This window comes from Nostoc sp. UHCC 0302 (assembly GCF_038096175.1).
In the GTDB taxonomy this organism is placed as follows: Bacteria; Cyanobacteriota; Cyanobacteriia; order Cyanobacteriales; family Nostocaceae; genus UHCC-0302.
The window spans coordinates 4837761-4849552 of sequence record NZ_CP151099.1 but is presented as its reverse complement, the minus strand read 5'-3'; the positions used below and the strand labels follow the sequence as shown (position 1 = coordinate 4849552).

The following is an 11792-nucleotide window of genomic DNA, read 5'->3' as shown; positions in this document are numbered from 1 at the left end:
AGAATGTGACAAATAGACCATTTGTAGAGACGCGATTCATCGCGTCTTCACCCAAGGATGTGTTGCAACCATTAATTGAATTGGTATTACAAAGAGTAAGTCATGAAAACTTTTACAATCGCTTTTAATTTCAGTTATTTAAAATTGAGGTTTGATATACAAATCCCATACTTTTTTTAAGCGCTTTGCATCTGATTCAGAAACTTGCCCTATCTTAGCCAGCAACAAAGGCTGTTCTAGGCAATCCAATCGAGACAAGCGCACGGTTGAAGCAATACGCAAGCCACTTGTAGCCCAATCATTTAGAAGTACATCAGTTTGTGTGCGTGGTTCGGCGGATGTAACTACTGCTGCTACAACATCATTTCCATCTATCCACAACACAAGTACAGGGCGCTTTTTAAAACCTTTACCGCTGGTGAACGGAATATCTGCTACCCAAAACTCACCTGCTTGGATAGTCGTCATAAAGCCCTTCGTCTTCTGGTGCGTAGCCGTTAAAAAAGCCATCATGACTGCGGGTGCTTTCGAGTTCTTCGGCTTTTTGTTGGATCGTAATTACCCAGCGTCCTGTAGTAATATTTTCCAGTATTGATTCTGGGAGATTCAATTTCTCCCCTGGTTTTAATTCAATTTCATAAGTCAGAGTAGTCAATTCTTTTTCCATAAATGTTAGTTAGGATTCTCATAATATTTAGTGTAATTCCATTTAGGAGCGATCGCTTTTAATTTCATTGTTCATATTAACAAATTTTTTCACAAGTGAAAAATCCGGGTATCTCTTGAGGGATAGTAGCTGAGAAAGGAACGAATTTGACACCTCCAGAAAGTATTTCTTGGCAAACTTCAAAGGGAACCCAAACCTGGGTGTACAAAGATTGAAGAATTATTAAATCTCCTATTGCCGCTATTAGAGAGATAAGTGGTGCTGTATTGATAACAATTATGTTTGTTTCAGGCATTCGCTAAATCAGATATCAGTTCTTCTTCTGTTAAATCAATCATAGCTACGCCATAACGGTGTAAATTAAGTAAAAAAGTTACCCTATCTATACCTGCTAACTGTGCAGCTAAACCAGAAGAAATACGTTTCATTTCAAATAGTTTGACTGCCATTGCCATTTTTGCCTCTTGTTCAAATTGTTCTCGTGTTTGTTGTAAGGCATCTGGTAAAGTTTCTGGATAGTCAATTTTTAGCTGTGACATATTTATGTAAAATCATTTCGTAGATGATCGCTTTTAATTTCAGTCGTCATAAAGTCCTTCGTCTTCTGGTGCGTAGCCGTTCAAAAAACCATCATGACTACGGATGCTTTCGAGTTCTTTCACATGAATTGTGTTGTCATTCTCAGTTTCCCAATCTTCGCCATTTAAAATTGAGAATTCTGTTAATTCCGGGTCGTTTAAAAAATCTTCGGCTGTAGCTGCGATAAAGGGTGCTAGTAATTTGTGCCGTTCTGCTATAGGTAGACTAACTATTTCTTGGAGAGATAGCTGTTTTTGCTTTTGGGGGTTTTTTGACATTTTTTATTGAATTAAAGCTTTAAAACGCTTATCTTCTCTAATACCATCAAAATCAGAGTCAGTTTTTGCCCATTCACGACATTTTTCAGAATTCAAATTAATTGCTTGTTGCAGGTTTTGCAGTGCTTGATCAATATTACTTTCAAGGGCATAACTACAAGCTTTGTTGTACCAACTTGGGAAGTAATCAGGTTTAATTTTCAGTGTTTGGTCGTAGGATGCGAACGCTTCTTCAAGGCGTCCCAATTTCAAGAGCGCAGTACCTCGCCAGTTCCAAGCTTCGTGGAAATCAGGTTTAAATTTCAGTGCTTGGTCGTAGGATGCGATTGCTGCTTCAAAGCGTCCCAATTTCAAGAGCGCAGCACCCCGGTTGTACCAAGCATGGTGGTCATCAGGTTTAATTTTCAGCGCTTGGTCGTAAGATGCGACTGCTTGTTCATAGCGTCCCAAATCATCTAGCGAAATGCCCTGGTTGTGCCAAGCTTGGTGGTAATCAGGTTTAATTTTCAGTGCTTGGTCGTAGGATGCAACTGCTTGTTCATAGCGTTCCAAATTAAATAGCGCAATGCCCCGGTTGTTCCAAGCTTGGTGGTAATCAGGTTTAATTTTCAGTGCTTGGTCGTAGGATGCAACTGCTTGTTCATAGAGTTCCAAATTCCTTAACGCAATGCCCCGATTGTTACAAGCTCTGTGGTTATCAGGTTTAATTTTCAGTGCTTGATCATAGGATGCGATCGCTTTTGTATAATCTTGTCCAGCCAATTGCAAACTTCCTAGTTTCAAAAGTAATTTTGCTTGGCTACTAGTTACTTGATGTTTTTCTGCAAGTAATTCTTGAATTGCTAGTATTTTTTGAGTTCTTTCTTCTGGTGTTAGCGTGAGATATTTTTTATAGTCTCCATCCTGGAGTATACGTAATGATTCTTGCTCTAAGGTTTCTGAATCTATAGGAAATTCAAATAACCCAGAACGCCAATCAAAGAAGTCTGGGGCGCGTTGAATAAAATATTTAATAGCAAATAGTGGTAGTAAGAAAACAAAACAAATATTAAAGCTATCTCTAAAACGTTCTCGCTGTTGATTCAGGTTAATTAAAACAGGTGGTACACTCTTCCAACTATATGAATAAATATCTCTACTATTCCAGCCTGTTAAAGCTTTAGACTCTTCATATTCATAAAATGAATACTCTAAACCTGTAATAAATAAAATATCTATCTGTTCTTTATTCTCTAATTTGTCTATAATTTCATATAAATTAGTAACAGCTTGCTTTAATCGCAAAACTTCAATAGTTTTATCGGTAATATCTTCTTTAACTTTGCCAATTAACTGCTCACCCTCAGCCGGAGAACAGCGCGCAAATAACAAGCCAAAGCCTTCTGTAAATTTAAGAGTACGGACTAATGCTTGATATTCCTCATCTGGTTCTGGTGGTAAATCTTGATCCCAATCAGTCAGTTCCAGTTTCATAAAGCTGTGTCTCACTAGCTAGGGGTCAGATTATTAAAAGCATCTTGAAATTCTTTAATTCCTTTAATTAAAGGATGAACATCATACCAACATTGAATTTGTTCTTCAGCATCTCGGTAGCGATAAGTAGGTAGGCACCGAAATTTTCTACTATGTAACAAAATCTTAAGTTGATAATCTAGAGCTAAATTTTACACGATGTGTGTTGTGATTGTTTTTTTTTCCTCTAGCTTGAACACCATTGATGACGGCGTAAGCGAGATCTAGCTCATCATCAAATGCTTGCCCGGATAACTCATCTTTCTTGAGATGTTGCCATTCCAATTCAATTGGATTCATTTCTGAGCAATATTTCGGGAGAAAAAAGATGTACAAACCCTGACTTTCCCATTTTTTCCACAATTGTTGAACTTCTTGGCAGCGATGTATTGGCCCGTTATCTTGCACAATCACGCTGATACGTCCAGTTTCTTGGGCTTGTTTGGCTTCTTTCTCCATCATTTCTATATAAGATTTACGGTCAACACCACCGATAACTAAACCGTAAACAAAACTGATTAAAGGTTGGAGAAGCCCGATAATACTTAATCTGCGACCACGGCGTTTAGTCTGTTCTAACCGTTTTTGCTCACCTCTAAAGTAATATGTATAACTAGGTTCGCTCCACATACAGAACCCTGACTCGTCTAGGTATTTCAGGTCTATTTCACCAGTGGCAGCAGCTAATTCCAACATGTCTAGGTCTGCTTGCTTGTTTGCTCGTGCTACTGGGTCTTGTTTTCCTTTATGGCTTTTCCTTGTCCGTTTCCAATCGACCCCCTTTTTTTGAGTACCCGTCTTAATCTGTCGGCACTCATCTCAACGTTGCGTTCTGTTTTCAACTTCAAAGCTAACTGAGAACTATTGTATGTGCGTGGCTCGTTTCTGAGGCATTCTTCTAAAAATATCATGTCATCCTCAAGCCACTTTGGTTTCCCCCCTCGCCCAGGAGATTCCCAAAGCCCTTCTGTGCCCAGTTTTTGCCATTGATGCAAAACTTTTGTGACTGTTTTTTTGTGACAATCAAAGTGATCTGCTATCTTCTCTACATACCAACCATGTGCATTTAGCCTGATTATTTCCGCCCTGTCTTTGACTTTCTGTGGTACATCCTGTTTTCTCAGATTTAGTAAAGTTTGGTCTTGCTCAGGAGTCAGAAATACCCTTAAACGCGCACCCATACACCAACTACCTTGTAGATGCATTATCAGTCTTTACATATCTTAACATAGCTGACTTTTTTGGCACCTACCTACTTATTCTAAAATACAGCGATTAAATAATAAGTTACGATGCCGTTCATCATTTTCTATTTGCTTAGAATGATAAACTTTTGCCAGTGCTTGCCATTCATCGGCATAAACTGTATTACGATAGGTAATTCTAGTCTCACTAATTGAGCGTTGTAAAACTTTTTTAGAAATGGGCAGAGCATCAGTGTATTTAATCGCCTCTTTCATTAATAATAGCAAATTCCGCACATGACCCCCACTCATCAGACATAGTTGATGTAAAGCTTCTGGCTGCTCAAACATATCTAAAATAGAAAGATTAGAGTCAACACGACTAACCCGCTTTTGCAACACTTCCTTAACTTTATCGATTCCTCTTTGATAGCTCTGATTGTCAGGAGTTTGCACCATAATCATAGGCAAAACTTGAGCATCAGTACCATAAATATCTCGTAAATCTGTAGCGCGATTAGAATACACCAGCGAAATTGGTACTGTATAAATGAGATGACAATCTAAAGCTTTGAGTTGTTCACTACGGTCTAAGAAAATATGCTCGTGATTGCTGCGCCCATCTTCTTGGACTATGGGTACAATTCGATCAAGGTTATCAGCGATAACTACTAATTGAGTATATCCAGAAGGTAAACGTCTTTTTGCATCTTTAATAAACTGATTTAACGCTGCAATCAAAGTTGTAGTGTGCGGGTCAACTCGCTGACGAATTTTGTGGCGAAGACTAGGTTCAGTTCTTAAATTAGCTGTGATTTTAGCAAATAGGGGAATTTCTTTCTCTACGTCCAGACTTTCTAAAGATACGTTAGGCACAACATCTTTTAAATCATGCCAACGGTCTTTTAACCATGTCAGCAAAGGTTCAGGATCAGCGTTATCTTTTAATGCTTCTAATAAACGTCGCGTACAAGCGAGGAGAATATCTGTATATTGTGCGTCTTCTGGCTCGATATCTTCTTCAGTGGCAAAATAGACTACAAAGCAGCCTTTGTCATCCAAAAATTTTTGGAGACGTAGCAGTTCTGTTGATTTACCTGCACCGCGATGACCTGCATAAAGTTGACAGGTCATTCTATCTGAATACAAAATTTCTCTACCTACCTCTACAAGAATGTCACCATCTCCCCGCACCTCCCCACAATCGACATAAGCAGGATCTCCTGCGGGTAAAGGTCGAAATGGGTCAAAAACGTTGTATATCTTTTTTAAAGTCCCGAAATCCTGAGCCATAGGTAGAATTTATAGTTTAGTGCGATGATAACGCAACTTTACGCGGCAATTGGGGACTCTGAAAGGTGTTTGCTGATTTTGCGATCGCATTTGTTGATTTGGCGTTCGCATTTGCTGATTTGGCGTTCGCATTTGCTGATTTGGCGATCGCATTTGTTGATTCGGCGTTCGCATTTGTTGAGTTGGCGTTCGCATTTGTTGATTCGGCGTTCGCATTTGTTGATTTAGCGATCGCATTTGTTGATTTAGCGTTCGCATTTGCTGATTTGGCGTTCGCATTTGCTGATTTGGCGATCGCATTTGTTGATTCGGCGATCGCATTTGTTATTTCGGCGTTCGCATTTGTTGATTTGGCGTTCGCATTTGTTGAGTTGGCGATCGCATTTGTTATTTCGGCGTTCGCATTTGTTGATTTGGCGATCGCGTTTGTTGAGTTGGCGATGCCTACGGTGGTCACTGAGCTTTGTCGAAGTGCTGGCTACGCCTACGCATTTGTTATTTCCGTTATCTTAGAACCTATAACTACAGCGTTTTGCAGTTGAATCCAATACAGACCTAACCCCCAGCCCCTTCCCTACAAGGGAAGGGGAGTAAGCCTCAAAGCCTCTCTCCTTGTAGGAGAGAAGTTTGGAGAGAGGTCAGAGTGTATTCTATTTAAATGAGAAGCGCTATGTCTTCTCTGCTCCCTCTTGCGGATAAATTGGCGATCGCACCATCAACTTCCACCCCGCAGGTTGTAAAATTTCTCTCAATCCCTGATGTTGAATATGAGGTACACAAACGCGTAGGCATCGCTATGTTCTCCCGATTACGGTAAAGTTGCAAATGAGTGAGTGTGCATCTAAAGCCAGGAGGAAACAATCGTGAAAGCAATCATCATGACAGCAGCTGGCAGTCCCGAAGTTTTGCAAGTGCAGGAAGTACCAAACCCTGGTGTTCCTGTAGGGAATAGTGAACTTTTAGTCCGCTTGGTTGCAGCTGGACTTAACCCCATTGATACTAAACTTCGTAGCCGAGGTACTTTCTACCCCGATCAAATGCCTGCAATTTTAGGATGTGATGGTGCGGGTGTTGTTGAAGCAGTGGGTGCTAGTGTTCAGCGTTTTCGCCCAGGAGATGAAGTATATTTTTGCTATGGCGGTTTAGGCGCACACCAAGGTAATTATGCAGAATATACCGTTGTTGATGAGCGGTTTGTGGCGCGTAAACCCGCTTCTATCTCCTTTGCCGAAGCAGCAGCAGCACCTTTGACCTTAATTACCGCTTGGGAAGCTTTGTATGAACGGGGAAGATTGGAACCTGGGGAAAAAGTTTTGATTCATGCAGGTGCTGGTGGTGTTGGTCATGTAGCAATTCAACTAGCAAAACTTAAAGGTGCTACTGTATCTACCACTGTGAGTTCTGAAGAAAAGGCTAATTTCGTCAAACAACTCGGTGCTGACCATATAATTTTCTACAAACAAACAGACTTTGTGCAGGCGGCTTTAGATTGGACGAATGGCGAAGGTGTAGACTTGGCTTTCGATACTGTAGGCGGCGAAACTTTTCACAAAACCTTCCCAGCGGTGCGGGTATATGGCGATATCGTGACGATTCTCGAACCAGATGCCAATACTGTTTGGAAGAATGCCAGAACCCGCAATCTTCGCATTGGTTTAGAATTCATGCTAGCCCCAGCGTTATTAGGATTGCAACAAAGCCTTCAACACCATGCAGAGATTCTCGAACAATCTGCTACTTGGATAGATGAAGGCAAGTTAAAAATCCACGTCAGTCACAAGTTTCCGCTAAAAGAAGCAGCGTCAGCACACAAACTACTAGAAACTGGCTCTATTACAGGTAAAATTGTTCTGCTGATGAGCGATGAATAATATACAGCCAATTTGGATAAATTATGTTTTAAACGCATAGGAACGCAGGGGAACGCAGAGAAAACTCTCTGTGTACCTTTGCGTTTAACCTTTGCGTGCCTTTGCGTTTTATTAATTTTCCTCTTTCTACCCCTACCTGCTTTGGTAGCACAACCAGAACGCACACCTTTAACTCTGGAATTATTGCAAGAACGACTACGTACACCGACACTCCGTGAAGGTAATTTGACAGTCGATTTGCAGAAGATGCTGATAGATTTGCGGCCAGAAAATGCTACTTTCCGTGATGCTTTTTACCAACTGTTACGCAAAGAATTGTACAAAACTGGTACGAAACCCTTGGGTTTAGACCTTAGCTACTCTTTGATTCAAGGGGATTTTGTGGGTAGCGATTTGGGTTTAAAAACACCTCTTTATGCCCAAGCCATTGCTCCTATTTTCAGCCTAAATGAACAAGAACAACTGGAACGCTTACGCTTGGTATGCTTGCAGTCACTGGCAATAGATTTACCTAACTCTAAAGATTGTCGATCGCTTTTAGGAACTCAGTCAACTCCATCAGGTGAAATCACAGTATTTCGTGGTGTCTTAACATTGGCGCAAACTCGCTTCAATGGAGAAGTCCAATTTTCCAATGTATTCTTTCTTCAGTCTGTGGATGCTCAAGGTGCAATCTTTCTTAAACCAACTAACTGGACTGAAACTAGGTTTGGGCGGACTGCCAACTTTATTAATGCCACTTTTCGACAGTTGAGCAATTTTCAAGGCAGTATTTTTTTTGACAAAGCTAATTTTAGACAAACTCAATTTTTAGAAAACACTGATTTTCAAGGTAGCATCTTTGCAAACACTGCCAACTTCAACCAATCAATTTTTAAGCAATTGGCTAAATTCAGTAGTGTGCAGTGGCAAGGGAATGTTGATTTTTCTAGCGTGCGCTTTTTTCAACAAGCACAATTTACTAAAGGTAATTTTAATCAGAGTTTCATATTAGAAGATGCAAGTTTTGAGCAAAGCGTTACCTTTCGAGAAGCAGAGTTTAACCAACCTGTAAATCTGCGCGGTGCTAGCATTCTTAACCAAGCAGATTTTAGTGATGCGAGGTTTGCTAAAGAAGCTTTTTTAAATGTACCTAGTTTAACTTTTAACTCTAATCAAGCCAAAATTTTAGGTAATCCTGGTCAAATTGGTAAGGTATTCTATGTCTCTACATTGCAAGGTAATCAAAACGTCTTGCGAAATTTAGGGCAGAATTTCCGTCAGCAGCAGCAAGTAGCGGATGCTAATCAGTTGGAGTATACAAAACAAAGGCTGCGATTAACAGAGTTAAGCTACCTGCTAACAGCTACAAATATTAATAGTGCTTCCCTGGCTAGTTTAATTAATGTAGGTTTTTCTCCAACTCAGGCGGAAGCGATCGCTAACCGTCGTCTGGTAAAATCATTTCGCAATAGCAGTGAGCTACTCGCTTTAGCAGACATCGATTTAGAAAAATACACCCAACTAAGCAATCACCTGATTATTAGTGAACCTCTTTCTCCTGCTGCCTGGTTACTGCAAGCTTGGAATTGGTTGGCATTGAGTGTACTGTTGTTATTGAGTGGCTATGGTACGGATTTTTGGTTAGTGTTCGGCGTTGGAGGATTAGCGATCGCTTACTTCGGACTACTATTTTGGCTAGTAGATCGCTATCGTCGTCTACTTCCTATGCCAATTATTCCTACATACTATGAAACCAGTTCAATATTAATTAGTTTTAGCAGCTTAACACTGTTTAGCTTATTAGCTATATTTCGTAATGCCGAACAGCCTTGGCTCACATTAGGCTGTCTTTTAATTATCATAGTCCCCGTACCCGCAGCTTTACTATTGCAACTTTATCAGCAAGGCCGTTATCACAGCTTAATGGATGTTTCCTACTTCACAGAAGATGGAACGATGCGGCAGTTACGATTATTGATTGGGCGCTTACCAGTAATTCCCAGAAATCAGGCTTTCCGTGAACGATATATGCCCATACTATGGGAACGTCGCTGGAATTGGCTGAACTACTACGACTTTAGCCTCAATAACCTAGTTAAATTAGGATTTAACGATATTCGTTTGCGAGACGAACACCTTCCTAGCATCATATCTGCACTTGCTTGGTATCAGTGGAGTTTAGGTTTACTTTACATCACCCTAGTTTTATGGACACTTTCCCGCACAATTCCAGGATTGAACCTGCTGATTTATCTCAAGTAATGCAAAATAGTTGTGTCAAACCATTTTCTCTGCCTCTTAATTACACGTGAGTTCGACAAGTACTATGTTGACCTCTCCCCCAGCCCCTCTCCTCGTAGGAGAGGGGAGTAAAACGATGATTTGTTTCGTTGCTCCTCCCTTTCCGCTTCGGAGAGGGAGGTTGGGAGGGAGAGGTTCATCGAACTCACGTTAATTACGAATTACGAATTATTCTCATGTCTCAGCTGCAAAGAATAGCGATCGCACCCTCTCAATTTCAACAAGGACAAATTGTTCTGACAAAAGAACAATTACATTATCTGGTGCGGGTATTGCGCTTGCGCGAGGGCGATCGCTTTATTGCAATGGATGGTGTAGGTAAATGGTGGTTAGCGCAGCTAGCTGGGGAGCAAGCAGAGGTTTTAGAAGCACTTTTAGTAGAAACTGAGTTACCAGTATCTATTACGTTGATCATGGCGTTGCCTAAAGGTAATGGATTTGATGAAGTAGTGCGTGCTTGTACAGAGTTGGGAGTAGCTTGTATTGCTCCTGTATTGAGCGATCGCACTTTACTTCATCCCAGTCCTCAAAAACTCGAACGCTGGCGGCGCATTGCCGCAGAAGCCGCAGAACAATCAGAACGCTCATTCGTACCAACAATTTTAGAACCTGTTGCTTTTAACACTGCTGTTACTACTAATCTGGCAACTCACCGTTATATTTGTGAAGCTCGTGGTGAGTATCCTTATTTAAGCAAGGTGCTGACTGATATCTCTGGTGAAATCATCATTGCAACTGGCCCAGAGGGAGGATGGACAACAAAAGAATTAGAAAATGCGATCGCATCTGGATTCCAACCTGTTTCCCTTGGTCGTCGCATCCTCCGAGCAGTTACAGCCCCAATAGTTGCTTTATCCCTAATTATGGCAGCCTCGGAAGTTTAAAATCAGCGATATGTATGTTGCCAATTAGGCTTATCTTTGTACTAATATTCTGATTTTATACTGTTCTTTTATAAACCGCATCATTGGTTTTTCAATTTTAAATGTGATTGTAGTTGCTAATAATATAGATATTATTAAAGCAATACATATACTTATATTAGGATTAATTCCCAATTTGTAAAAGGTATATATTATTGCATAACCAATATTTTGATGAATCAAATACAAACTGTAAGATATCGTACCTATAAATAATAGAGGCTGTTGAACAATAAATTTCATTTTATTATCCAATACAAAATTAAATATTGCAGTAAAAACAATAATTAATATGGTTTCTTTCCAAGAATGCTGAAGTTTATATATTAATATACAGCCAGTAATAATACTATACTGCTTTAACGAAAACCCTTCTCTATATTTTTTATAAAACATCATCCCGATTAGAAATAAATTAGCAAATATTAATGAACTATACCTAAGAAAAAATAAAATTCCAACTCTGGTTTCAATAGATATAATTCCTTGTTTTTCTAATACAATATTTAATGCCATCAACACCAGCCATATTATTGCGATTTCATATATATGCTTTAATAGCCTTGATTTGTAAAAAATGAACATAATAAAGTAGAAGCATAATTCTATTCCTAAAGTCCAGTAAACTCCATCAACATTAGAAATATTAAAGAATAATTGGAACATTGAGAGATTTATTATGGCAATATCCCAACTAACTCTATAGTTAGGTAGCCCAGCAATATTAACAATTGCGTAAGTTAAAATAACACAAGTCCAGTAAGCTGGATAAAGCCGTGAGAAACGCCCAACTATAAATTCGAAGCCAGTTTGAATTTTCTCTAGGCTCATGAAAATTACAAAGCCACTAATTATGAAAAATAATTCAACACCATGATGACCTTGAGGAAAGTACATTAACACATCATCTGAATGACTATACTTTTGGTTGTATCGAGTTGTGTAATGAAATAGTACAACACTTATAGCTGCAACCCCTCTGAGAACATCAATTTCTAGGAGTCTATTTTTTGTATTCATTAATAAAAACAATATGCTTGTTTATAGTTATACATCTTCTTTTTGAGGGATATGATTTTTTATATGTTATTTATAAAAAAATTCCAAGCTAGCCAATACTAATTATTTATATAAAGTTTATCTAGAATAAAATATAGGCGCTGTTTTTAATAACTTTGCCTGATTAATTGCAACCTATACAT

At 39.4% G+C, this 11792-nt stretch carries 15 protein-coding genes; 6 read left to right on the top strand and 9 right to left on the bottom strand.

All coding sequences use genetic code 11. From position 1 onward, the window contains the following. The first annotated feature begins 5 nt into the window (after nt 1-5). A complete protein-coding gene (locus tag WKK05_RS20985) occupies nt 6-128 on the top strand; it encodes a hypothetical protein (RefSeq protein WP_341525025.1) in 123 nt (40 codons plus the stop codon). 10 nt (nt 129-138) lie between these two features. Here WKK05_RS20985 and WKK05_RS20980 read toward each other — a convergent pair whose 3' ends face one another. The 8 genes from WKK05_RS20980 to WKK05_RS20945 all read right to left on the bottom strand — a co-directional run bounded on the left by WKK05_RS20980 (nt 139) and on the right by WKK05_RS20945 (nt 5513). Beyond that, a complete protein-coding gene (locus WKK05_RS20980) occupies nt 139-468 on the bottom strand; it encodes a type II toxin-antitoxin system PemK/MazF family toxin (protein WP_341525024.1) in 330 nt (109 codons plus the stop codon). Then, nucleotides 446-667 carry a hypothetical protein gene (locus tag WKK05_RS20975; protein ID WP_341525023.1) on the bottom strand — a complete coding sequence of 74 codons (222 nt, stop codon included), beginning with the start codon at nt 665-667 and terminating at the stop codon, nt 446-448. Before WKK05_RS20975 ends, WKK05_RS20980 begins: the two co-directional genes overlap by 23 nt. 76 nt (nt 668-743) lie before the next feature. Further along, nucleotides 744-962, bottom strand: a complete 219-nt coding sequence (locus WKK05_RS20970; RefSeq protein WP_341525022.1) for a hypothetical protein — start codon at nt 960-962, stop codon at nt 744-746. Continuing rightward, nucleotides 955-1206, bottom strand: coding sequence for a UPF0175 family protein (locus WKK05_RS20965; RefSeq protein ID WP_267871451.1), 252 nt, complete (start codon nt 1204-1206; stop codon nt 955-957). The genes WKK05_RS20970 and WKK05_RS20965 overlap by 8 nt, the downstream gene beginning before the upstream one ends. A 39-nt stretch (nt 1207-1245) precedes the next feature. After that, a complete protein-coding gene (locus tag WKK05_RS20960; protein ID WP_341525021.1) occupies nt 1246-1524 on the bottom strand; it encodes a hypothetical protein in 279 nt (92 codons plus the stop codon). Nucleotides 1525-1527: 3 nt separating this feature from the next. Then, a complete protein-coding gene (locus WKK05_RS20955; RefSeq protein WP_341525020.1) occupies nt 1528-2997 on the bottom strand; it encodes a tetratricopeptide repeat protein in 1470 nt (489 codons plus the stop codon). 165 nt (nt 2998-3162) lie between these two features. Further along, nucleotides 3163-4217, bottom strand: a protein-coding gene (locus tag WKK05_RS20950; RefSeq protein ID WP_341525019.1) for an IS630 family transposase whose coding sequence is annotated in 2 segments (ribosomal slippage) — nt 3163-3822 and nt 3825-4217 — 1053 coding nt in all. Because the reading frame shifts where the segments join, the coding sequence is not laid out codon by codon here. A gap of 75 nt (nt 4218-4292) precedes the next feature. Continuing rightward, a complete protein-coding gene (locus WKK05_RS20945; RefSeq protein ID WP_341525018.1) occupies nt 4293-5513 on the bottom strand; it encodes an ATP-binding protein in 1221 nt (406 codons plus the stop codon). 65 nt (nt 5514-5578) lie between these two features. On the opposite strand from WKK05_RS20945, the gene WKK05_RS20940 reads away from it, so the two are divergent. The 5 genes from WKK05_RS20940 (at nt 5579) to WKK05_RS20920 (ending at nt 10551) form a co-directional block, all read left to right on the top strand. Continuing rightward, the gene (locus WKK05_RS20940; protein WP_341525017.1) at nt 5579-6055 is read left to right on the top strand and encodes a hypothetical protein; all 477 of its coding nucleotides are present in this window, start codon (nt 5579-5581) and stop codon (nt 6053-6055) included. A 128-nt stretch (nt 6056-6183) separates the two neighbouring features. Further along, nucleotides 6184-6330, top strand: coding sequence for a hypothetical protein (locus tag WKK05_RS20935; RefSeq protein WP_341525016.1), 147 nt, complete (start codon nt 6184-6186; stop codon nt 6328-6330). Nucleotides 6331-6376: 46 nt separating this feature from the next. Continuing rightward, nucleotides 6377-7384 (top strand): zinc-dependent alcohol dehydrogenase family protein, encoded by a 1008-nt coding sequence (locus WKK05_RS20930; protein ID WP_341525015.1) that lies wholly within the window; start codon nt 6377-6379, stop codon nt 7382-7384. Between the two features lie 78 nt (nt 7385-7462). Continuing rightward, the gene (locus tag WKK05_RS20925; RefSeq protein WP_341531141.1) at nt 7463-9628 is read left to right on the top strand and encodes a pentapeptide repeat-containing protein; all 2166 of its coding nucleotides are present in this window, start codon (nt 7463-7465) and stop codon (nt 9626-9628) included. A gap of 215 nt (nt 9629-9843) precedes the next feature. Continuing rightward, entirely contained in the window at nt 9844-10551 is a 708-nt protein-coding gene (locus tag WKK05_RS20920; RefSeq protein ID WP_341525014.1) for a 16S rRNA (uracil(1498)-N(3))-methyltransferase, read from the top strand. Between the two features lie 30 nt (nt 10552-10581). On the opposite strand, the gene WKK05_RS20915 is transcribed toward WKK05_RS20920, so the two are convergent. After that, nucleotides 10582-11610 (bottom strand): acyltransferase, encoded by a 1029-nt coding sequence (locus WKK05_RS20915; RefSeq protein WP_341525013.1) that lies wholly within the window; start codon nt 11608-11610, stop codon nt 10582-10584. Nucleotides 11611-11792: the final 182 nt, after the last annotated feature.